The sequence below is a fragment of the Nonomuraea sp. 10N515B genome (genome assembly GCF_052245915.1).
GTDB lineage: Bacteria > Actinomycetota > Actinomycetes > Streptosporangiales > Streptosporangiaceae > Nonomuraea.
Window position 1 is genome coordinate 147,912 of the sequence record NZ_JBQQBQ010000010.1, and the last position, 23,099, is coordinate 171,010.

At 70.5% G+C, this 23,099-nt stretch carries 17 protein-coding genes; 7 read left to right on the plus strand and 10 right to left on the minus strand.

Annotated features, from left to right (window positions below; all coding sequences use genetic code 11):
• Positions 1-100: 100 nt before the first annotated feature.
• The 5 genes from ACTWQA_RS17340 to ACTWQA_RS17360 all read right to left on the minus strand — a co-directional run bounded on the left by ACTWQA_RS17340 (position 101) and on the right by ACTWQA_RS17360 (position 5,085).
• Complete coding sequence (locus ACTWQA_RS17340; RefSeq protein WP_443160230.1) at positions 101-940, minus strand: SAM-dependent methyltransferase; 840 nt, start codon at positions 938-940, stop codon at positions 101-103.
• Between the two features lie 101 nt (positions 941-1,041).
• Positions 1,042-2,037, minus strand: a complete 996-nt coding sequence (locus tag ACTWQA_RS17345; RefSeq protein ID WP_443160231.1) for a LacI family DNA-binding transcriptional regulator — start codon at positions 2,035-2,037, stop codon at positions 1,042-1,044.
• Entirely contained in the window at positions 2,037-2,900 is an 864-nt protein-coding gene (locus ACTWQA_RS17350) for a carbohydrate ABC transporter permease (protein ID WP_443160232.1), read from the minus strand. Before ACTWQA_RS17350 ends, ACTWQA_RS17345 begins: the two co-directional genes overlap by 1 nt.
• Positions 2,900-3,772: a carbohydrate ABC transporter permease gene (locus ACTWQA_RS17355; RefSeq protein WP_305921361.1), complete on the minus strand. Its 873-nt coding sequence runs from the start codon at positions 3,770-3,772 to the stop codon at positions 2,900-2,902. Before ACTWQA_RS17355 ends, ACTWQA_RS17350 begins: the two co-directional genes overlap by 1 nt.
• A complete protein-coding gene (locus ACTWQA_RS17360; protein ID WP_305921362.1) occupies positions 3,769-5,085 on the minus strand; it encodes an ABC transporter substrate-binding protein in 1,317 nt (438 codons plus the stop codon). Before ACTWQA_RS17360 ends, ACTWQA_RS17355 begins: the two co-directional genes overlap by 4 nt.
• Positions 5,086-5,267: 182 nt before the next feature.
• Here ACTWQA_RS17360 and ACTWQA_RS17365 point away from each other — a divergent pair, with 182 nt between their 5' ends.
• The 6 genes from ACTWQA_RS17365 (at position 5,268) to ACTWQA_RS17390 (ending at position 12,211) form a co-directional block, all read left to right on the plus strand.
• Complete coding sequence (locus ACTWQA_RS17365; RefSeq protein ID WP_443160233.1) at positions 5,268-7,265, plus strand: beta-galactosidase; 1,998 nt, start codon at positions 5,268-5,270, stop codon at positions 7,263-7,265.
• Positions 7,265-8,365, plus strand: a complete 1,101-nt coding sequence (locus ACTWQA_RS17370; protein WP_443160234.1) for a glycoside hydrolase family 53 protein — start codon at positions 7,265-7,267, stop codon at positions 8,363-8,365. Before ACTWQA_RS17365 ends, ACTWQA_RS17370 begins: the two co-directional genes overlap by 1 nt.
• Before the next feature lie 72 nt (positions 8,366-8,437).
• The gene (locus tag ACTWQA_RS17375) at positions 8,438-9,574 is read left to right on the plus strand and encodes a Fic family protein (RefSeq protein WP_443160235.1); all 1,137 of its coding nucleotides are present in this window, start codon (positions 8,438-8,440) and stop codon (positions 9,572-9,574) included.
• An 80-nt stretch (positions 9,575-9,654) separates the two neighbouring features.
• A complete protein-coding gene (locus tag ACTWQA_RS17380; RefSeq protein WP_443160236.1) occupies positions 9,655-10,290 on the plus strand; it encodes a nitroreductase family protein in 636 nt (211 codons plus the stop codon).
• An 11-nt stretch (positions 10,291-10,301) separates the two neighbouring features.
• Entirely contained in the window at positions 10,302-11,339 is a 1,038-nt protein-coding gene (locus ACTWQA_RS17385; protein ID WP_443160237.1) for a hypothetical protein, read from the plus strand.
• A gap of 41 nt (positions 11,340-11,380) precedes the next feature.
• Complete coding sequence (locus tag ACTWQA_RS17390; protein ID WP_443160238.1) at positions 11,381-12,211, plus strand: SAM-dependent methyltransferase; 831 nt, start codon at positions 11,381-11,383, stop codon at positions 12,209-12,211.
• On the opposite strand, the gene ACTWQA_RS17395 is transcribed toward ACTWQA_RS17390, so the two are convergent.
• From ACTWQA_RS17395 to ACTWQA_RS17410, 4 genes are read right to left on the minus strand one after another with little or no spacing between them, the layout of a single operon-like run.
• A complete protein-coding gene (locus ACTWQA_RS17395) occupies positions 12,208-13,599 on the minus strand; it encodes a GH1 family beta-glucosidase (RefSeq protein WP_443160239.1) in 1,392 nt (463 codons plus the stop codon). The genes ACTWQA_RS17390 and ACTWQA_RS17395 overlap by 4 nt on opposite strands.
• Complete coding sequence (gene yicI / locus ACTWQA_RS17400) at positions 13,596-15,911, minus strand: alpha-xylosidase (RefSeq protein WP_443160240.1); 2,316 nt, start codon at positions 15,909-15,911, stop codon at positions 13,596-13,598. Before yicI ends, ACTWQA_RS17395 begins: the two co-directional genes overlap by 4 nt.
• Before the next feature lie 27 nt (positions 15,912-15,938).
• Positions 15,939-17,939: a beta-galactosidase gene (locus ACTWQA_RS17405; RefSeq protein ID WP_443160241.1), complete on the minus strand. Its 2,001-nt coding sequence runs from the start codon at positions 17,937-17,939 to the stop codon at positions 15,939-15,941.
• Entirely contained in the window at positions 17,936-18,955 is a 1,020-nt protein-coding gene (locus ACTWQA_RS17410; protein ID WP_443160242.1) for a LacI family DNA-binding transcriptional regulator, read from the minus strand. The genes ACTWQA_RS17405 and ACTWQA_RS17410 overlap by 4 nt, the downstream gene beginning before the upstream one ends.
• A 111-nt stretch (positions 18,956-19,066) precedes the next feature.
• On the opposite strand from ACTWQA_RS17410, the gene ACTWQA_RS17415 reads away from it, so the two are divergent.
• Positions 19,067-21,571 carry a beta-galactosidase gene (locus ACTWQA_RS17415; RefSeq protein ID WP_443160243.1) on the plus strand — a complete coding sequence of 835 codons (2,505 nt, stop codon included), beginning with the start codon at positions 19,067-19,069 and terminating at the stop codon, positions 21,569-21,571.
• 21 nt (positions 21,572-21,592) lie between these two features.
• Here the strand turns inward: ACTWQA_RS17415 and ACTWQA_RS17420 are convergent, their stop codons facing one another.
• On the minus strand, positions 21,593-23,035 hold the full coding sequence (locus tag ACTWQA_RS17420) for a non-reducing end alpha-L-arabinofuranosidase family hydrolase (RefSeq protein WP_443160244.1): 1,443 nt from the start codon (positions 23,033-23,035) through the stop codon (positions 21,593-21,595).
• Between the last annotated feature and the right edge of the window lie 64 nt (positions 23,036-23,099).

Consider the following 23,099-nt stretch of genomic DNA (forward strand, 5'->3'; position numbering starts at 1 on the left):
AGCGGGCGGCGCATCTCTATGGCGATGGACGCCCGACCGGCGCGGAGACACGCACCGCGCCGTGGTCGCAGATCGCCGCATGGACGGCGGCTTCTGATCATCAGCGCGGCTTGCGGGCCACCGCCCCCACGAACGTGTGGTACGTGATCCCGGGCTCGGCCCGGTCCTCGGCTTCCGGTCGCCACTCGGGCAGCGGCACCAGTCCCGGCTCCATCAACTCCAGCCCATCGAAGTACGCGAGGATCTCCTCGCGCGCACGCCACCGCCCTGTCCCCAGCGACTCGTTGAAGATCTTCTCGGCCGAGTACGCCTGCTGGGACACCTCGGGAAGCGCCTCGCCCGGATTGTGGAAATGGGACACGGCCAGGTAGCTGCCCGGGGCCAGGCGGTCCATGATGCGCGCGGTGATCCCGCCCGGATCCTCATCGTCGGCCAGGTGGTGCAGGATGGCGAACATCAGCAGGGCCACCGGTTCGGTGAAATCGATGAGCCGCGTCACCTCGGGATGGCTGAGGATCGCCTCCGGCTCCCTGAGGTCCGCCTCCACCACCGTGGTGGTGTCGTCCACGGCCAGCAGTGCGCGGCCGTGCACCAGCACGATCGGGTCGTGGTCCACATAGACGACGTGCGCGCGGGTGGTGACGGACTGGGCGATCTCGTGGACGTTGCCCTGGGTCGGGAGGCCGGAGCCGAGGTCCAGGAACTGGCGGATGCCGGCCTCGCCCGCCAGGTAGCGGACCACGCGGGCGAGGAACTCCCGGTTGGCTCTGGCCGCCTCGGGCGCGTCCGGGGCCACCTCCAGCGCCCGGCGCGCCACCTGGCGGTCGATCTGGTAATTGTCCTTGCCGCCGAGCATGAAGTCGTACACACGAGCCACGCTGGGCTTGGTCGTGTCGATGCCCTGCGGTGCGCGCTCGTGCTCGTGCTCGCGGTCGCCCACGGCCGGCTCCTCATGGGTTAATGGGGATTTGTGTGATCTTACTTCGCCATTCCCGGAAAATCGGCGTTTTTCGGGAATGCGTCACACAGGCCCCATTAAGGTCAGGCCGATTCTCTGACCACCAATTCGGTCGGCAGTATCACCGGGTCGACGTGTTTCGCCCCGTCCAGCAGAGCGAAGAGCAGCCGGATGGTCTCCTGTGCCATTTCCGCCAGCGGCTGCCTGATCGTGGTCAGCGGCGGATGTGTCGAGAGCGCCACCGACGAGTCGTCGAAACCGCCCACCGCCACGTCGTCCGGCACCCGCCGCCCTGCCGCCCGCAGCGTGGCCAGCGCTCCGGACGCCATCAGGTCCGAGGCCACGAAGACCGCGTCGATGTCGGGCGCCCTGTCCAGGAGCTCGGCCATCGCCCGCTCGCCGCTGGCCTGCGTCCAGTCGCCGTGCGCGATCAGCTTCGTGGTCGCCTTGCGGCCGAGCACCTCGGCGAAGCCCTCGAGGCGCTGGATGCCGCCGGGGGTGTCCATCGGGCCGGTGATCATGGCGATGCGTTTGCGGCCCTGGCTGACGAAATACTCCGTCATCTGGCGGGCGCCGAGCCGCTCGTCGGCGGCCGCGTACGGGATGACGTTCTCGTGGCCGATGACGGCGCCACAGGAGACGGCGGGTGGCCCGGAGGTGAGCGCCTCGACCAGGGGGTCGCCGGCGTGTGTCGAGACGAGCAGCACGCCGTCGGCGTGGCCGCCGCGCACGTAGCGGACCACCCGCTCGCGGTCGCCCTCGTCGCCGGCCAGCATCATCACCAGCGACATGTCCCGCTCGGCCAGCATCCTGATGGCCACGCGGATGAGCGTGCTGTAGTTGGGGTCCTCGAAGAGCTTCTGGTGCGGCTCCGACAACACCATCGCCACCGACCCGGTCCGCTGCGTCACTAGGCTGCGGGCAGCCCGGTTGACCACGTAGCCGGTCTCCGAGATGGCCCGCTCGATGGCCACGCGTGCTGCCGGGCTCACGTACTTGTCCCCGTTGAGCAGGCGGGACACCGTGCCGCGGGACACGCCCGCGGCGGCGGCGACATCGTGGATCGTGGGGCGCTTCATTATTTCACCGCTCCGGAGGACAAGTCGGTCCTCCAGTATCGCTGCATCGTGAGGAAGAGCGCGATCAAGGGGACCAGCGATAGGAACGCCCCGGTCAGGATGAGGTTGTACAGCGACGGCTGGTTCGCCCCCGACTGCAGCAACGTGAACAACCCGACCGTGAGCGGGAACTTGCCGTCGTCGCCGAGCATGATGAACGGCAGCAGGAAGTTGTTCCAGATCGCCACGAACTGGAACAGGAAGATCGTCACCATGCCGGGCACCATCAGCGGGATCGCCACCCGCCACATCAGGCGCCCCTCACTGGCTCCGTCGATGCGCCCGGCCTCCAGCAGCGAGTCCGGGATGGCCGCGGCGGCGTAGATGCGGGCCAGGTAGATGCTGTACGGGTGCAGGATCTGCGGCAGCAGGACCGCCCAGTAGCTGTCGGCCAGGCCGATCTTGGAGAACAGCAGGTACTGCGGGATCGCCAGCACCACGGCCGGCACCAGGATGCCGCCGATGAGCAGGTTGAAGATGAGGTTCCTGCCGGGGAAGCGGTACTTGGCCAGGGCGTAGCCCGACACGGCCGAGACCGCGGTGGACAGCAGTGCGCCGCCGCCCGCGTAGATGAGTGTGTTGGCCGCCCACAACCAGAACACCCCGTCGCGGTAGGCGAACAGCTGTGTCACGTTGTCGAAGAAGCCGGTGCCGAAGGCCAGCGTCCCGGTGCTGAAGAGCTCGGCCGGCGACTTGGTGGCCGCGATCAGCACCCAGAGCACCGGGAACAGGCAGTAGATCGCGCCGATCAGCAGCAGCGCCGTCGGCGCCAGGCCGCCGAACGCCGCCTTGCCGCGCGGCCTGCGATGCGAGACAGCGGTCATCAGCCCTCCCCGAAGGCGCGGTTGCGGACCACGCGCAGGAACCCGAACGACAGGACGAGTGAGATCGCCGCGATGACGATCGACGTGGCGGCGGCCGAGTACAGGTCGCCGGTGACGAACGCGTCGCGGTAGACCTTCATGAGCGGGCTCCACGTGGAGCTGATCGTGTTGGTCAGCGGCCGCAGGGTCGTCGGTTCGGTGAACACCTGGATCGTGGCGATGATCGAGAACACGGTGGTCAGGATGATCGCGGGGACCAGGATCGGGATCTTGACGCGGATCGCGATCTGGAACTCGGAGGCGCCGTCGAGCCGCGCGGCCTCGTACAGGTCGCGCGGGATCGCCCGGAGCGTTGTGTAGAGCACGAGCATGTTGAAGCCGACCCCGCCCCACACCGCCACGTTCGCCATGGAGTACGTGACGGTGGTGGCGCCGAGGAAGTCGACGTCCAGGATCTCCCTGATCGGGCTGAGCGAGGGCAGGTAGAGGAACCCCCACAGCAGAGTGGCCGCCACCCCCGGCACGGCGTACGGCAGGAAGATCGCGATCCGGGAGAACCGCGCCAGCCGCACCCGCGCCGAGTCCAGCAGCAACGCGAACAGCAGCGCCAGGCCGAGCATCACGACCAGCACCAGCGCGCCGTAGCCGAGCACCCGCAGCCACCCGTTCCACAGCTCCGCGTCGGACAGGGCGGCGGCGAAGTTGTCGAACCCGACGAACACCTCCCGCCGCGAGCCCTTCCCCAGGCCGAGCCCCGACACCTTGGTCCTGAGCATCGCCAGGTAGACGGTGTAGCCGATGGGCACGGCCAGGAAGAGGGTGAACAGGACGATCGCCGGGGTCAGGAAGACGTAAGGGGCCGAACGCTTCATGACGCGATCTGGAAGCCGGACTTGCGCATGTCGGCGACCGTGGCGTCCTGCATGGTCTGAATGGCGGCGGAGAACGGCGACTTGCTCTGCAGCGCCTTGTCGAAGGCGTCCTTGAAGGAGTTGTACGTCACGCCGACGTTCGGCCCGAAGGTGAACCCGCGTGCCCCGGCGGACACGGTGGCGGCCTGCTGCCAGAAGTCGGGCTGGTTGGAGAAGTATTCGGGGGCCTCGCCGAGCGCCGACTGGGCCTTGGTCGAAGCCGGGTAGATCGCGGCCTCCTTGACCAGCAGCTCCAGGGCGGCCGGGTCGGTGTTGAGCCAGGTAGCGAACTGCGCAGCGGCCGCCTTGTTCGGTGTCTTGGCCGACACGGCCACGGAGGAGCCGCCCCAGAAGCCGCTGAAGCTCTCACCGGCGTTCCACTGCGGCAGCGGCGCGATGGCCCACTTGCCCTTGGCCTTGGGCGCGTTGGTCGACAGGACGCCCGGCGCCCACACCGCCGACGGCCAGCTCAGCAGTTTGCCGTCGTTGAGCGCCTTGTTCCACTCGGGGGTGAAGAACGGCATGTCGTCGATGGCGCCCTCCTTGACCAGGCCGTCCCAGTAGTCGGCGACCTTCTTGGTGGGCTCGTCGGCGATGTTGACCTTCCACGACTCGCCGCTGATCGACCACCATTGCGCGCCGGCCTGCTGGGCGAGGCCTGTGAACGCTCCCGGGTCCTTGCTGGAGAACGTGCCGAGGTAGGCCTTCGGGTCCTTCTTGCGCACCGTGCGGGCCGCGTCGGCGTACTCCTGCCAGGTCTTCGGCACCGCGATGCCGTACTTGTCGAACAGGTCCTGGCGGTAGAAGAGCATCATGGGGCCGCTGTCCTGCGGGATGCCGTACACGCCCTCCGTGCCGAGCGTGACCAGGTTCCACAGGCCCTCGGAGAACTCGCCCTTGACCGCGGCGGTCTCGGCCTTGAGGTCGGCCACCGCGTCGGCGGCGATGAACGACGGCAGGTGCTGGTACTCGGCCTGCACCAGGTCCGGCGGGTTGCCGGCCTTGCTCGCGGTCAGGTACTTGGCGGCCGCGTCGTCCCCGCCGGCCTGCTTGCTGACCGTCACCTGGATGTCCGGGTGCGCCTTGTTCCAGACGTCGACGATCTTGTCCATGTTGGGGGCCCAGGTCCAGTAGACGAGCTTGACCGGTCCCTGGGCGGCGGCCGTGGGGCTCTGCGCCGCCTCGGTGCTTTGAGCGGGCTCGCCCGACCCGCAGCTCGCGAGGGTGGCCGTGAGGGCGACGGCCAGGGCTGCTCCAAGGCGGTTGGCGCGCATTGCGTACCTCCGTAGGGGGTTCTGTGAACGTGCACAGAGTGGAACAGTCCGGAAATACCCGTCAAGGGGTCGTTACAGTCTCGTTAACCTCCAGGGCGAGCAGGAAAATTCGGATTCACTGTTCCCTCAAGGGCAGGTCGGGCATACTGTGCACGTTCACAGAAGCTTCTCGAGGGGGATGGATGTATCCGGAGCGTCCTGCTGGCATCGCCTACGGCGGGGACTACAACCCAGAGCAGTGGCCGCGCGAGGTCCTCGAAGAGGACGTGGCCCTGATGCGCGAGGCCGGGGTCAACCTGGTCAGCCTGGGCATGTTCTCGTGGGCGCTGATGGAGCCGGCCGAGGGACGCTTCGAGTTCGGCTGGCTGGACGAGGTCATCGACCGGCTGCACGCCGCCGGGGTCGCGGTCGACCTGGCGACGCCGACGGCCGCCCCGCCCGCCTGGTTCGTCGCCGCGCACCCCGACGTGCTGCCGGTGACCAAGGAGGGCACGCGGATCGGGTTCGGGGGGCGGCAGAGCGCCTGCTCCAGCGCCCCGGCCTTCCGTGAGGCGACCGCGCGGCTGGTGCGCGCGCTGGGCGAGCACTACCGCGGCCACCCCGCCGTGGTCATGTGGCACGTGCACAACGAGTACGGCGCGCCGCTCGGCGAGTGTTACTGCGAGCACAGCGTGGCGGCCTGGCGCGAGTGGCTTCGTATGACATATCAGGATATTTCGGCTTTGAACGACGCCTGGGGCGCCACCTTCTGGGGCCAGACCTACACCGACTGGTCGCAGATCGACGCCCCCCGTTTCAACCACACGGTCGTCAACCCGGCCCAGCGCCTCGACTACGCCCGCTTCAGCGACGGCCAGCACCGCGAGCACTACGCGCTCCAGCGCGACATCCTGCGCGAGCTCACCCCGGGCATCCCGGTGACCACGAACTTCGCCGGCACCGTCAACTGCAAGTCCACCGATCTGTGGCAGTGGGCCCGCGAGCTCGACGTGATCGCCAACGACCACTACCTCGCCGCCGAGCGGCCCGACAACCACATCGACCTGGCCATGTCCGCCGACCTGGCCCGCTCGGTGGCGGGCGGTGCGCCGTGGATGCTGATGGAGCACTCGGCCGGCGCGGTCAACTGGCAGCCGCGCAACATCGCCAAGCGGCCGGGGGAGATGCGCCGCAACAGCCTGGCGCACGTGGCGCGTGGCTCTGACAGCGTGCTGTTCTTCCAGTTCAGGGCCTCCCGGTTCGGGGCCGAGAAGTTCCACTCCGGCCTCGTCCCGCACGCCGGCACCGACTCCGAGCAGTGGCGCGAGGTGGTGCGGCTGGGCGCCGACCTGCGCAAGCTCGCCGATCTGCAGGGGAGCCTGGTGCGGGCCGACGTGGCGATCGTCTGGGACTGGGAGTCGTACTGGGCGCTGGAGCTGGACTGGCGGCCGTCGGTCGACCTGACGTTCCGGGAGCGGGTGGACGCCTTCTATGAGGCGTTGTGGCGGGAGCACGTCACGGTGGACTTCGTCCACCCTTCCGCTGATATTTCGGGATATCGGGTCGTGGTGGCGCCGAGCTCGTACCTGCTCACCGAGGCCTCCGCCAAGAACCTCCACCGGTACGTCGAGGCCGGCGGCAACCTGCTCGTGTCGTACTTCTCCGGCATCGTCGACGAACACGACACCATCCACCCCGGCGCCCACCCCGGCGCGCTGCGCGAGCTGCTCGGCCTGTCCATCGAGGAGTTCCACCCCCTGCGCGCAGGCGAGACCGTGACTCTGACCGGCGGGGACACCGCCCGCATCTGGTCGGAGCGCGTCCGTCCGGCCGGCGCGGCCTCTGTACGGGACTTCGCCGCCGGCCCCGACGCGGGCCACCCCGCCGTCACCAGCCACGACCTCGGCGCCGGCACCGCCTGGTACCTCGCCACCGCGCCCGTAACCGGCCTGCGCGACCTGCTCGCCCAGGTGCTCGACCACGCGGGCGTCTCCCGCCCGCGCGGCCTGCCCGACACCCTCGAGCTGGTCCGCCGGGGCCGGCACGTCTTCCTGATCAACCACGGCGACGAGCCGGTGACGGTCGAGGGGGTGACCGGCACGAGCGTGTTCGACGGCGTACGCCACGACGGGCCGGTCACCGTCGCGCCCGGCGCGGTCACCGTCGTCGTGGAATCCCCCCAACCCCAGGGAGAATCCTGATGAAACGCATCCTGACCGCACTGCTGTTAGCCGCCGCCCTCGTCGTCGTGCCGCAACCGGCGCAGGCCGGGGCCCGCCTGCAGATCAGGGGCGCCGACATCTCGAGCCTCGCCAAGTCCGAGGCCTACGGCGGCGTCTACCGCGACGCCCGCGGCCGCCCCGGCGACGCAGTCCGCATCCTGTCCCAGGCAGGGCTCAACTACATCAGGCTCAAGGTCTGGGTGAACCCCGCCGACGGCTACAACACCAAGACCCAGGTGCTCGCCATCGCCAAGCGCGCCAAGGCACAGGGCATGAAGCTGCTGGTCGACTTCCACTACTCCGACACCTGGGCCGACCCGGGCAAGCAGTTCAAGCCCGCCGCCTGGCAGGCGCTCCCGTTCGATCAGCTCAAGCAGGCGCTGTACGACCACACCTACGACGTCCTCGACGCGCTGCGCCGCCAGGGCACCACGGCCGACATGGTCCAGGTCGGCAACGAGATCAACGGCGGCCTGCTCTGGCCGGACGGCTCCAACTCCACCTGGGCCAACACGGCCGCCCTGCTGAACGCCGGCTACGACGCGGTCAAGGCCGTGTCCGCCTCGACGAAGGTCGTGCTGCACCTGGCCAACGGCGGCGACAACGGCCTCTACCGGTGGTGGTTCGACAACGCGAACGCCAACGGCATCCGGTACGACGTGATCGGGTTGTCGTACTACGCGTACTGGCACGGCACGCTGGAGGCGTTCCAGGCCAACATCAACGACGTGGCCACCCGGTACGGCAAGCCCGTCGTCGTGGTCGAGACCGCCTACCCGTTCACCACGGCCGACGACGACGGCTGGGAGAACATCATCCTGTCGCCGGAGCCGTACCCCGGCTACCAGGCCACCCCGCAGGGCCAGGCCGCGATGCTGGCCAAGGTCGCCGACATCGTCCGCCAGGTGCCGAACGGCCTGGGCCTCGGCCTGTTCACCTGGGAGGCCACCTGGACCGGCGTCAAGGGCAACGGCTGGGACCCGGCCGACCCGTCGTCCGGCAACGGGTGGGAGAACCAGGCCTTGTTCGACTACTTCGACCGCGCCCTGCCCGCCATGCGGGTACTCGGCCACAGCTGATCCCCGGCCCTCGTCCCGTCCCGTCGTCGAGGCTCACGGCGGGACGGGACGCATGAACGCAATGATTGCGTCATGCTGTTCCCGACTCCCGCGCTCACCGACGCCGACCGGAGAGTTCTCGAAGAGATCGAGGTGGCTCGGCAAATACTCCGCCACCAACTGCAGTCCACGCCGAGTAAGCGGACCGAAGGGCTGCGTAAGTTCCTTACGGCCGACGCCGTCGCCGCCTCCAACTCGATCGAGGGCTTCAAGGTGTCCACGATCGATGTGGAAGATCTCCTCGAGGGTGAGCGAGACGTGGACGTCTCCGATGAGAACCGCGAGGAAACCCTCGCCTACCAGCGGATGATGACCTACATCCAGACGCTCCATGATGTAGAGGACTTCTGCTACAGCACGGGGTTCCTGAACGCTCTGCATTGGATGCTCTGGGGGCACAGGCACACGCAGCGCAAGCCTGCGGGACAGTGGCGCCGAGGGCCTGTCTACGTCACCGACGCGCGTGACCCCATCATTGCGGCCTACACGGCCCCGGACGCGGAGGACGTCCCCGCGCTGATGCGGGAATTGTCCGGCTGGCTCAATACCGACGACGGCTCTCACTTGCTCATCAGGGCCGCTATGGCCCACCTCCATCTGGTCTCCATCCACCCATGGGCAGACGGCAACGGGCGTATGTCCCGCTCCCTCCAAACACTGGTGATCGCCAGGAACGGAGTGCTCGCACCCGAGTTCTCCTCCATCGAGGCGTGGCTTGGGCGGCCGGGCAACACCTGGGAGTACTACGCCGCGCTCGCCCGGCGCGGCTCCACGTACCGGCCAGATCAAGACGTCTCGGACTGGGTCCGTTTCAACCTCACCGCCTATCATCAGCAGGCGCAGACCGTGAAGAACCGTCTTGACCGCTCCACCCGTGTGTGGACGCTGCTCGGCGACATCGCGGAGCGGCGAGGCATGGACGAGCGCATCGTCACCGCTCTGCACGATGTGGCCATGTCCGGCCGCGTCCGCCGCAGCCGATATGAACGAGCCGAGGGCCTCAGCCTCCAGCAAGCTCAGCGGGACTTGCGCGACCTCGTCTCAGCCGAAATCCTGACCCCGATCGGTCGCACCCGTGCCCGGTTCTACACGGCCGGACCCAACTTCCCCCAAGCCGCCTTGGATGCTGCCCGCACCCCCTTGCCCCTGACAGACCCCTACAATCCCTGATCGAGTTGAGCAGGCACACGCCAACCAGCCGGCTTAACGGGCCCTTTGGATCACCCGGTGACGTTGACATGATGGGCGGCATGACGCCCGATGAGCTGCTCACCACCACCCGCAGCGTCCGCAAGCGCCTCGACCTGACCCGGCCCGTCCCCCTGGACCTCGTCCGCGAGTGCCTGGAGATCGCCCTCCAGGCCCCGACCGGCGGAAACCGTCAGGGCTGGCACTGGATCGTGGTCACCGACCCGGAGCTACGGAAACAGATCGGCGACTACTACGGCCGCTCCTTCCGCGCCTACTACGAGTCGGGGGCCTCCGCCGGGTCGCTGTTCCAGTACGACCCGGAACGGGCCGCCACGCAGCGACGCGTGGCCGGCAGCTCCGTCCATCTCGGCGAGCACATGGGCGACGTGCCCGTGCTGGTGATCGGCTGCATCACGCTGCCCGGCGGCGGGCTGCCCGAGGGCAACCAGGCGGGCCTGTGGGGGTCGCTGCTGCCGGCCGCGTGGAGCTACATGCTGGCCGCCCGCGCCCGCGGGCTCGGCACGGCCTGGACGACCCTGCACCTGGCGTACGAGAGTGAGATCGCCGGGTTGCTCGGCATACCCGCCGACGTACGCCAGGGCGTGCTCCTCCCCACCGCCTACTACACCGGGGACACGTTCAGGCCCGCGCCGCGCCGGCCGCTCGACGAAGTGCTGCACCTCGATCGCTGGTGAATGGAGGGCCCGTGACATCTCTGCCGCTGCTGCCGACGTCGCTGGTAGGAAGCTACGCCCAGCCCGAATGGCTGATCGACCGCGCCAAACTGGCGGGCCGGTTCCCGCCGCGGGTGCGGGCCAGGGAGCTCTGGCGCATCCCGCCCGAGCAGCTCGGCCAGGCCCAGGACGACGCCACTGAGCTGGCCATCAGGGCCCAGGAGCGCGCCGGTCTCGACATCATCACCGACGGGGAGATCCGCCGCGAGAGCTACTCCAATCACTTCGCCACCGCCCTGGAGGGCGTCGACCTGGACAATCCGGGTACGGCGCTGGACCGCAGCGGCCACCCGAACCCCGTCCCCCGCATCGTCGGCCCCATCCGCCGCCCGCGTCCGGTCGGGGTGGACGACCTGCGGTTCCTGCGCGCCCACACCGGTCGCCCGGTCAAGATGACGGTGCCGGGACCGTTCACGATGAGCCAGCAGGCGCAGAACGACCACTACCGGGACGCCGAGGCGGCCGCGATGGACTACGCGGCGGCGGTCAACGCGGAGATGCGCGACCTGTTCGCGGCCGGGGCCGACATCGTGCAGATCGACGAGCCCTACATGCAGGCCAGGCCGGAGGCGGCGCGGGCGTACGGGCTGGCCGCGCTGAACGCGGCACTGGACGGCGTCGTCGGCACGACGGCGGTGCACATCTGCTTCGGGTACGCGGCGATCATCCACGAGCGGCCGGAGGCGTACTCGTTCCTGCCGGAGCTGGCCGGCTGCCCGGTCCAGCAGGTGTCGATCGAGACCGCGCAGTCCGGACTGGACCTGGGGGTGTTGTCCGACCTGAAGGACAAGACGATCATTCTCGGGGTGATCGACCTGTCGAGGCCGGACGTGGAGCCGGTGGAGGTGGTGGCGGGGCGGGTGCGCAGGGCGTTCGAGTGGGTGCCGCCCGAGCGGATCGTCATCGCGACCGACTGCGGCATGAAATACCTGCCGCGGGCGTCGGCCGCGGGCAAGATGCGGGCCATGTCCGGCGCCGCGCGGCTGCTGTGCGGCGAGCTCGGCGGCTAAGATCATCCGTGTAGCCCCGACACCGTCGCAAGGAGCCGGCAGTGCCCGAGAGCGAGCAGGAAACCGCGCCCCCAGGGATCGACACCACCAAGCCGAGTGTCGCGCGCGTCTATGACTACATGCTCGGCGGCAAGGACAACTACGCGATCGACCGCCACGTGGCCGCGATGGCGTTGAAGGTCGCGCCGGACGCGCCGGAGGCGGCCAGGGCCAACCGGGAGTTCCTCCGCCGCACCGTCCGCTACCTGGCGGGCGAGGCCGGGATCCGGCAGTTCCTCGACATCGGCTCCGGCCTGCCGACGCAGGGCAACGTGCACGAGATCGCCCAGTCCGTCACCCCCGGCACGCGGGTCGTCTACGTCGACCACGACCCGATCGTGCTCGTCCACGGCCAGGCGCTGCTGGCCGCGGACGCCACCACCACGGTCATCGAGGCCGACGCCCGCGAGCCCGAGAAGATCCTCGGCGACCCGCAGGCACGCGCCCTGATCGACTTCAGCCGGCCTGTCGGGCTGCTGTTGTTCGGACTCCTGCACCACCTGTCCGACGACGAGGACCCCGGCGCCATCCTGGGCTGGCTGGTGGCCCCGCTCGCCCCGGGCAGCCACGTGGTGATCTCCCACTTCCACAACCCGGGCGAGGCCCACCCCGAGGTGTCGAAGCAGGCCTACGCCGCGGAGAAGATCTTCAACGAGCACCTCGGCACCGGCCGGTGGCGCACCCGCGACGAGCTGCTCGCCTACTTCGACGGCCTCGAGCTGGTGGACCCCGGCCTGGTGCCGCTCCCGGAGTGGCGCCCCGACGACGGAGACACAGCCACTCCGGGCATCACCTACCACACCTTCGTCGGGGCCGTGGCCAGGAAGCCCTAGCCGGGCAGCTTGCCGGTGGCGACCACGTCCCGGTACCAGTGGGCGCTGTCCTTCCAGGTGCGCTCCATCGTGTCGCGGTCCACGCGGACGATGCCGAACCGCTTGGCGTAGCCGTGCGCCCACTCGAAGTTGTCCATCAGGGACCACACGAAGTAGCCGCGCACGTCCGCCCCGCTCTTGATCGCCTCCGCCACGGCGGTCAGGTGCCGGTGCAGGTAGTCGACGCGGTCCGCGTCGTGCACGCGGCCGTCGGCGCCCACCGGGTCGGGGAACGCGGCGCCGTTCTCGGTGATCATCGTGGGCATGGATGGGTAGTCGCGGTGCAGGCGCAGCAGCAGCTCGGTCAGGCCGGTCTCGTCGATGTTCCAGCCCATCTCGGTGTACGGGCCGGGCTGGGGCACGAACTCGACGTCCTCGCAGGCGATCCACGGGGACGCGGCGCCGTCCTGGTGCCCGTCGGCCGTCTCCCGCACGCTCGCTCCGTCCCACTGGCGCACCAGCGTGGGGTTGTAGTAGTTGACGCCGAGCACGTCCAGCGGCTGGCAGGCGGCGGCCTCGTCGCCGTCGCGCACGAACGACCAGTCGGTCACGGCGGCGGTGTCCTCGATGAGGTCGCGGGGGTAGGCGCCCTCCAGCATCGGGCCGAGGAAGGCCCGGTTGGACAACCCGTCCGCCTTGCGCACCGCCTCCGCGTCGGCCGCCGACACGCCGCGCACGTGGTGCAGGTTGAGCGTGACCGACATCTGCGCGGACGGGGCGGCCACCGAGCGCAGCGCCTGCACGGCCAGGCCGTGGCCCAGGTTGAGGTGGTGCACGGCGGCCAGCGCCGCGGCGTGCTCGGTCCTGGCCGGGGCGTGCACGCCGGAGGCGTAGCCCAGGTAGGCCGAGCACCAGGGCTCGTTCAGCGTGATCCACGTGTGCACGCGGTCGCCGTACGCCTCGCCCATGAGGGCGGCGTACTCGGCGAAGCGCAGTGCGGTGTCGCGGTGCGGCCAGCCGCCCGCGTCCTCCAGCTCCTGCGGCAGGTCCCAGTGGTAGAGGGTGGCCACGGGGGCGATGCCCCGCGTGAGCAGGCCGTCGATCAGCCTGTTGTAGAAGTCGACGCCCGGCTGGTTGAGGGGCCCCTGCCCGCCCGGCTGCACGCGCGGCCAGGACAGGGAGAACCGGTAGGCGCCCACGCCGAGCTCGGCGAGGATGTCCAGGTCCTCTTCCAGCCGGTGGTAGTGGTCGCAGGCCACGTCACCGGTGTCGCCATTGGTGACCAGGCCGGGCGTGTGGGAGAAGGTGTCCCAGATCGACGGGCCGCGCCCGTCCTCGTTCCAGGCGCCCTCCACCTGGTAGGAGGCGGTGGCGGTGCCCCACAGGAAATTGTCGGGGAAAGTGGTCATTCTGCTCCTTCAACAATGATCGCGATCTCGTCGGTGCCGGGCTCGGCGGCCACCCGCACGCCGCCGGGCGTCGTCTCCAGCCGGGAGTGCCGGGCCTCGCGCACGCCGGCGAGCAGCAGGCTCCAGCGGGCGGGCGCGCCCTGCAGGCGGCGGGCGCGGATCCGGTCGCCGGTGCGGGACACCTCGAACACCGCGCCGGCGCCGCCGTCGGCGTCCGGCACGGTGACGGTGCGGACGTCGCCGTCGGCGAGCTGGTGCGCTTGCAGCGTGACGTCGTCGGCGTAGTCATAGTCGGGCCGGTCCTCGCGGGACCCGATGGGCAGCACCGCGCCGGGCCGCACCAGCAGCGGCAGGCTGTCGAACCCGTGCCGCTCGCTGCGCCATGCGGGGCCGGTGACGCTCTCGCCGTCCAGTAGCCGCGTCCACACACCCTCAGGGACGTAGTACGAAATGTCGCCCTTGGTCGACAACACCGGCGCCACCAGCAGGTCCGGCCCCAGCATGTACTGGGCGTCCAGGTAGTCGCAGCCCCGGTCGTCGGGGAACTCCAGGTGCATGGCCCGCATCATCGGCAGGCCGTCCGTCGTGGCCTGCACCGCGGCGCCGTACAGGTAGGGCATCAGCCGGCTCTTGAGCCGCGTGAACGACCGCAGCACGTCCACCGACTCCTCGTCGAACAACCACGGCACCCGGTACGAGCCGCTCCCGTGCAGCCGGCTGTGCGACGACAGCAGCCCGAACGCCACCCACCGCTTGAACACGGCAGGATCGGGCCGCCCCTCGAACCCGCCGATGTCGTGGCTCCAGAACCCGAACCCCGCCATGCCCAGCGACAGCCCGCCGCGCAGCGATTCGGCCATGGCCTCGTAGGTCGACTCGCAGTCGCCGCCCCAGTGCACCGGCAGCCGCTGCCCGCCGACCGTGGCCGAGCGCGCGAACAACACGGCCGCGCCCCGCTCGGCCAGCACGTCGTGCACGGTCTGGTTGTAGAGCAGGGAGTAGTAGTTGTGCATGCGCTCGGGATCGGAGCCGTCGGCGTAGGCGACGTCGGTCGGGATGCGCTCGCCGAAGTCGGTCTTGAACGCGTCCACCCCCATGTCGAGCAAGCCGCGCAGCTTGCCCGCGAACCACTCCCTGGCCGCCGGTGAGGTGAAGTCCACCAGCGCCCGCCCCGCCTGCCAGTGGTCATCCTGCCACACCGTGCCGTCCGGCCGGCGCAGCAGGTGCCCGGCCGCCAGGCCCTCGTCGAACAGGCTGGACGCCTGCCCGATGTACGGGTTGATCCACACGCAGACCTTCAGCCCGCGCTCCTTCAACCGGCGCAGCATGCCCTCCGGGTCGGGGAACACCTCCGGGTCCCACTCGAAGTCGCACCACCGGTACTGCCGCATCCAGAAGCAGTCGAAGTGGAACACGCTCAGCGGCAGGTCCCGCTCGGCCATCCCGTCTGCGAACGACGTCACCGTGGCCTCGTCGTAGTCGGTCGTGAACGACGTGGACAACCACAGCCCGAACGACCAGGCGGGCGGCAGCGCGGGCCGGCCGGTCAGCGCCGTGTAGCGGCGCAGGATGTCGGCCGGCGTCGGCCCGTGGATGATGAGGTACTCCAGGTCGTGGCTCTCGACGCTGAACTGCACGCGCGAGACCGTCTCCGACCCCACCTCGAACGACACCCGCCCGGGGTGGTTGACGAACACCCCGTAGCCGCGGTTGGTGAGGTAGAAGGGGACGTTCTTGTACGCCAGCTCGCTGGTGGTGCCGCCGTCGTCGTTCCAGATGTCGACGGCCTGCCCGTTGCGCACCAGCGGGCCGAACCGCTCGCCCAGCCCGTACACCAGCTCCCCGGCGCTGAGCCGCAGCTGCTCCACCATGAAGTGCCGGTCGCCGGGGTCGTGCACGATGCCGAGGCTCTTGCCGTCGCTGCGGGTCAGCTCACGCCCGCCGGCGCTGAAGGTCATCTCCCACGGCGTGTCCCTGCTCAGCCGCACCGTGAGCGCGCCGCTGGTCAGGGCGGCCGTCTCCGCGTCCACGGAGATCTTGACCTCGGGCGCGTCGTCGCGTACCCCGAAGGCGGGGGAGTCCGGCACGGACCCGGCGAAGTGCACCGTGCGGACGCGGATGACGTCCGGCATCGGCGACGACACGTCCACCCGCAGGACCGGGCCGTCGATGGTGTTGCCGCGGCGGGTGATCGGCCGGGTCGGCGCGAGCACCCGCAGCGAGGCGGCGTCCGCGGTCACGTCGTGCGCTGCGACGGCGTACGCGGCCCGCACGCCTGCCCGCATGCGCCAGTGACCGTCCTTGAACTTCATCCTGATCCGTTCTCGAGGGGGACTTGATCAACCGTGCGGGCGCAGCGCGGCGACCGCGCGAGGAGCCAGCGCGACCTGGCCCTCGCAGGCGGCTCCGGTCAGCAGGTCTTCGGCCGCCTCCGGGATGGGCACACGCGCGGGCTCAGGGCCGTGGTTGAGCAGGAACAACACGTCGCCGCGGCGGACCGCCTCGAGGCCCGGCGGCAGCCGGACTCCGTCGGGCAGGACCCCGCGCACACCGGCGTCGGCCAGTGCCCGCGCGGTGATCTCGCCGAGCGCGGCGGGCTCGGGCATGGTGGCGACGTACCAGGCGACGCCGTCGCCGGCGCGGTGCCGCAGCACCGCAGGATGCCCCGTTTCGCTGAACGTGGCCACCGCTTCGGCGCCTTCCGTGGCGATCAGCTCGGTCCAGGTTTGCGCGGTGAACTCGGGACCGCCGTCCCATCGGCAGCGCACCTCGCCCGCGACGGGCTGCCACTCCTCGCCGGACGCGCCGAGCACCGCGCGCAGCGGCGCGGGGAACCGGCCGGTGCGGATGTGCGCCCGCTCGTCGGCGATCCCGGAGAACGGCCCGACGACCAGCACTCCGCCGCCGCGTACGTAGTCCGTCAGCGCCGCCGCGTCCGCGTCGGTCACCAGGAACAGGTTCGGCACCACGACCAGCGCGTACGCGCTCAAGTCGGCGGAGGGCGGCACGAGGTCCACGCTCACGCCGCGCTCCCAGAGCGGGACGTAGTAGGCGAGCAGCTGGTCGGCGGCGCCCAGCCGGTCGCTGGGGCGGCCGCGCTCCTCCAGCGCCCACCAGCTCGGCCAGTCGAAGACCATCGCCACCCGCGCCGGCACCGGCTGCCCCGCCACGGAGGCGAGTTTGCGCAGCTCCTGGCCGTGCGCGCGGACCTCGGCGTGCAGCCGCGTGTCCGGCCCCGCGTGCGGCACCATCGCGGCGTGGAAACGCTCGGCCCCGAAGCGGGAGGCCCGCCACTGGAAGTAGCACAATCCGTCCGCGCCGCGGGCGAGCGCCTGCAGCGACTCCAGCCGGAGCTGGCCGGGCGGTTTGGGCAGGTTGTGCGGCCGCCAGTTGACGGCGCCGGCGGACTGCTCCATCAGCAGCCATGGCCGCCCCCGGCCGAGGCCGCGCATCAGGTCGTGGGTGAGGGCGGTACGGGCGGGGGAGAGCGGGTCCTCGGGGTCGGGGTAGCAGTCGTTGGAGACGATGTCCTCCTCGGCGGCCCACGCCCAGGAGTCCACGGGCTTGAACAGGCCCATGAAGTTCGTGGTGATCGGCACGTCCGGGGTGCGCTCGCGCAGGACGTCGCGTTCGGCGCGGTAGCAGGCGAGCAGCGCGTCGGAGCAGAAGCGCCACCAGTCGAGCTGCTGCGCCGGGTTGATGATGTACGGGGCGCGGCGCGGGGTGACGATCTCGGCCCACTCGCTGTACCGCTGGCTCCAGAACGTGGTGCCCCACGCCTCGTTCAGCGTGTCCAGGTCGCCGTAGCGCTGCTGGAGCCAGGCCCGGAACGCGGCCGCGGTCTCGTCGCAGTGGCAGAACTGGCCGTACTCGTTGCCCACGTGCCAGAGCGCCAGGGCGGGGTGGCCCGCGTACCGGTCGGCCAGGTCGGTCACGATCGCCAGTGCCCGCTCCCGGTAGACCGGGGACGACGGGCAGAACTGGTTGCGCGAGCCGTACCAGAGCCGGTGCCCGGACTCGTCGACCGGGAGCGTCTGCGGCCAGCGGTGGCCCAGCCACGGCGGCGGTGAGGCGGTCGGCGTGGCCAGGTCCACCGCGATCCCGGCCCCGGCCATCAGGTCCATCACGCGGTCCAGCCAGCCGAAGTCGCGCGCGCCCGGCTCCGGCTCGAGCCGCGCCCAGCTGAACACGCCGACCGTGACCAGGTTGACCCCGGCGGCCTTCATGAGCTCGGCGTCCTCGGCCCACACCCCCTCCGGCCACTGCTCGGGGTTGTAGTCGCCGCCGAACAGCAGACCGCGCTCGCGGGTGAGCGTGTGCATCCCGGGCCGCGCCGTCATGACAGGCTCCGGGGCGGAGCGGAGCTGTCGCCGATCACCAGGCGGCAGGGCACCAGGTGCTGCCGCGGCGGGCCGGCGCCCTGCAGCCGGTCGATGAGCATGTGCGCGCCCAGCCTGCCCAGCTCGGTGCTGGGCGGCTCCAGCGTCGTCAGCTTCGGGTTGAACATCTCGGCGACCCCGGCCGACGACAAGACCAGGATCAGCGTCAGGTCCTCGGGGATGTGCCGGCCGTGTGCGGCCGCCGCCGCGATCACTCCGACGGCCGCGTGGTCGTCCATCACCGCCAGCGCCGTCACCTCCGGGTGCGCCTGCAACAGCCGCTCGAACGCCTTCCGGCCCTCCTCGGCGGACCCGGGCCGGTAGCCGTCCACGTAGTCGATTCCCGCGGCGCGGGCCGCCGCCGCGAACTCCTCGCCGGCCCGCATCGCGGGACCGTAGCCGTCGGCGTACAGGTCGGTCGAGAGGTTGAAGAAGGCCAGCGTGCGATGACCCAGCCCGGCCACGTGCGCCACCGCGTCGCGGGCCGTGGCCGCGAAGTCGATGTCGGCGTAGTCGATCGAGCCAGGCTCCCGGGTGCGCCCTATCATGCTGAACGGCACCCCGGCCGCCGACAGGAACGCGGTGCGCTCGTCGTCCAGCCGCACCTCCATGAGCAGCACGCCGTCCACCAGCCCGAGGCCGGTGAGGTGGCGCAGCTCGTCGATCGGGTCGGCGCTCTCCGGCGACAGCAGCAGGTGATAGCCCAGCTCGCTGGCCGCCTCGGCGGCACCGGTCGCGAACTGCATCTCGGTGAGGCCGAAACCGCTGCGCGGGGCGGGGAACAGCAGCGCCAGGATCCGGGTCCGCTTGCTCTGCAACCCGCGCGCCAGCAGGTTGGGGCGATAGCCGAGCTCCGCGGCGGCCTGCTCGATGCGCAGCTTGGTCGCCGCGGCCACCGGGCGGGTGCCGTTGAGCGCCGCCGAGACCGTGCTCACCGCCACCTGGGCCCGCTCGGCCACGTCACGTAGCGAAGACATGCCCCTCCCGCGATACCGTTGTCGAAACGTTTCGCATACCGTAGGGTCGGTTTTGCGGAGATGTCAATGGCGTTAAATCGGATGGCCGGAAACCCCGCTACGATCAGGCGCGTGCTGAGAGTCTCCGTCCCAGGACCACCAGGGCCGCCGATCACCGGCCATCTCGCCATGGGGGAGGAGCCCGGCCGGCCGGACGCGATCACCGTCGACTCGCGCACCCTGCGGCGCGGCGGGCGCCCCTGGTTCCCGGTCATGGGCGAGTTCCACTTCGCCCGCTACCCGGCCGCCGAGTGGCGGGAAGAGCTGCTCAAGGTGCGGGCCGGCGGGGTGACGGCCGTGGCCGCCTACGTCTTCTGGAACCTGCACGAGGAGCGTCGCGGCCACTACGACTGGCGGGGCGACCGTGACCTGCGCCGCTGGGTGACGACCTGCGCGGAGGCCGGGCTCGACGTGGTGGTGCGGGTCGGGCCGTGGGGGCATGGCGAGTCCCGCAACGGCGGCTTCCCCGACTGGCTGCTGGCCGAAGACTGCGTGCCGCGCACCGACGACCCGCGCTACCTGGCCCTGGTCCGGCCGTTCTTCGCACAGATCGGCCGGCAACTGCGCGGGCTGACCAGGCGCGACGGCGGGCCCATCGTCGGCGTCCAGCTGGAGAACGAGCTGTACGACCAGCCCGGCCACCTGCTCACGCTCAAGCGCCTGGCCCAGGAGGCGGGCATCGACGCGCCGCTGTGGACGGCCACCGGCTGGGGGCACGCCCAGCTGCCGCCCGGGGAGGTGATCCCGCTGTTCGGCGGGTACGCCGAGGCCGCCTGGGACACCCCGCACGACGGGTGGCCGCGGCAGAGCCGGGCGCACTACTTCTTCGGGCCCGGCAGGGACGACGACTCGATCGGCGCCGACCTGCGCGGCGACGGCCCGTCCGGCACGGACGAGAGCCACCTCGCGCGCTACCCGTTCGCCACCTGCGAGCTGGGCGGCGGCATGTACACCTCCTACCACCGGCGGCCGATCGTCGCCGCCGCGGACGTGGCCGCGTTGTCGCTGGTGAAGCTGGGCAGCGGGTCCGTCTGGCAGGGCTACTACATGTACCACGGCGGCTCGCAGAAGATCGGCGAGCTCAGCACCCTCCAGGAGTCGCACGCCACCGGCTACCCCAACGACTGCCCGGTGATCAACTATGACTTCCAGGCGCCTCTGGGGGAGTACGGCCAGTTCCGGGAGTCCTACGTCCGGCTGCGGCTCCAACACCTGTGGCTGGCCTCGGACGGCGCCGACCTCGCGCCCATGACGCTCACCATGCCGCCGGACGCGCCCGCCGACACCGCCGACCGCGATGCCCTGCGCTGGTGCGTGCGCTCCGACGGCCGCTCCGGCTTCCTGTTCGTCAACAACCATCAGCCGGTTGAGACGCTGCCCGCGCACGAGAACGTGCAGTTCGCGGTCTGTCTCGGCGGCAGAGACCTGGTGGTGCCGCGCCGTCCCGTCACGGTGCCGTCGGGCGCGTACTTCGTCTGGCCGCTCGCCCGCCCGGTCGGCGCGGCCACCCTCCTGACCGCCTCCGCCCAGCCCGTCTGCACGCTCGACGGCCCCGTCCTGGTGCTCGCGCAGGTCGCGGGCATCCCGGTCGAGCTGGCCTTCGACGGCTCCACCGTCGCCGCGATCGACGGCCCCGGGCTCGACCACCGCGGCGGCGCGCGGGCGACGGTGACGCGGGACGGCTCCGACGTGGTGGTGAGCGACCTGCGCCCCGGCTCTGGCTGCCTGCTGCGGGTCACCGCCGCCGACGGGTCCGTGGCGCACGTGCTGGTCCTGGACGAGGAGAGCGCGCTCACCGCCACCCGCGCCCGGGTCTGGGGAGCCGAGCGGCTGCTCCTCAGCGCCCGGCCCACCGTCGTGGACGGCGACCGGCTGGTGCTGTATGGAGACTGCACGCGCCCCGCGCCCCACACCGGCGGCCACGCACCGGAAGACGTGAGCGATGGCGGCGGGCACGGATCGGACGGCGGGCACGGATCGGACGACGGGCACGGATCGCTGGGCGGTCGCGAGAGCGGCCGTCACGCCGGGGACCGGCTGCGGGTCTTCCCCGCCTTGACGGCGGCCGACGACTCGCCCCATGTGGCGACCGACGGCGTCTTCAGCGTCATCGAACCGCTCGTCACGGATGCGGAGCCGATTGCCGCCGTCGCCGAGCAGGTGACGGCGGCCGGGCCGCCCAGGCGGACAGTCATCGATTCCAAGTCCGGCCGGGCCTCCGCACCGGTCGACGCCGACTTCGACGCCGCCGCCGTCTACCGCGTCACCGTGCCCGCCGCCCTCCTCGACGGCGACGACGAGGTGCTGCTGCGCCTCGACTGGTCCGGCGACGTGGGCCGCGCCTCCATCGGCGGCCGCCTGGTGGCCGACCAGTTCTGGCACGGCGCGCCCTGGGAGATCGGCCTGCGGCGCTTCCGCCGCGAACTCCTCGAACACGGGGCCGTCGAGCTGCGCCTGCTGCCCTTCCCCGAGGACGCGCCGGTCTACGTCTCCCCGCAGGTCCGCTCCGCGAAGGGAGCCCTGGAGCTGCGCTCGGCGACGTTCGTCCCGGTGCCGCGCACCACGCTCACGATCTAGAAGCCGCCGAGCACTGGCTTCTCAGCAGGTGGAGTTCGTCTGCGTCAACAGCGCCAGCCTCCACGGCAACGAGTTGTAGTCGCCGCTCGCGTTCGGATCCATGCCCTGGTAGAGGTAGCGCATCTGGCACGGGCTGATGGTCAGCGTCTGGTCGTTGCTGTCGCGGATCATCTCGCCGTGGCTGATGTCCCTGGTCCAGGCGGTGCCGTCGAAGGTGACGTTGTTCGCACGGGCGAACGGGTTGCTCTCGGTGTCGGCCAGCGGCGTCCACGTGCCGCCGATGCTCGTGGAGGTCCAGGAGCGGAAGTACCGCTTGCCGTCGGAGCCGATGGCCTCCACCAGCAGCAGATACTGGTTCGTGCCCTTGACCTTGTAGATGTTGCTGGCCTCCCACAGCCGGTACTTGTTGGAGTCCTGCAGCACGATCTGCGTGTTGGTGAAGCCGTTGGGGAAGTTCGCCACCGTCGTCTCCGAGCGGTAGAGGTGGCCGTTGTCATCGGAGGAGAACAGGTAACACTTGGCGGTGTCGCAGATGACCCACATGTCGACCCAGTAGCCGCTGCCGATGTTCTGCCGGATGATGTCCGGCATGCTCGCGTAGAAGTGCTGCGGCGCGCTCCAGGACCGCGGGTTGGAGATGTCGGTCGTGGTCGAGTACGAGGCGTTGCCGGTCTGGTAGACCAGGTACCACCTGTTCTGCGGCGCGAAGTAGAACACCTGCGGCGCGGCCCGGTAACCGGTGCCGATCGCGCTCTGGTCCAGGTAGTGGTGCTGCGCGGCGCCGGCCTGGGGCCAGTCGGTGAAGTTCGTGTAGACCAGGTTGTAGCCGGCGCTGCTGGCGGTGCTGGCGGTGCTGGCGAAGACGTGCCAGCGGCCGTTGTGGTAGACGACCGACGGGTCCTTGACCGCCGCGATGTTGCTGTGGGCGGCGTCGGGCTTGGGGGCGATCAGCGCGCCGGTGGAGCGCCAGCGGAAGCTGCTCGGCAGCGTGCCGGTGCCGCCCGTGGGCGTGACCGTGGGCGTGACCGTCGGCGTCGCGGTCGGCGTGCTGCCGCCGGTGCAGGGGGTGCCGTTGAGCGCGAAGTCCGACGGCACCGGGTTGGCGGAGCCGTTCCATGAGCCGTTGAAGCCGAACGACGTGCTCGCCCCGGTGGCGAGCGAGCCGTTGTAGGCGGCGTTGGAGACGGCGACCTGGGCGCCGGACTGCGTGACGGCGCCGTTCCACAGCTGCGTGATCGTCTGCCCGGCGGTGAACGACCAGGTCAGACGCCAGCTGGTGAGTGGATCACCCAGATTGATAACGCTAACATTCACGCCGAAACCATTCGACCATTGGTTGGTCACCGTGTACTCCACACGGCAGCCGGGCGCGGCCTGGGCGGTCGGTGCGGCGATCAGGGCCAGGATGACCATCGTGGCGGCGGCCGCCGCGGCGATCCAGGACCGGGGGCGGTTGAGATGCACTGCGTCCTCCGTGTCGTAGCCGGTGGTGGACGAGCGTCTCAGGGATATTTCCGGCTAATCAATC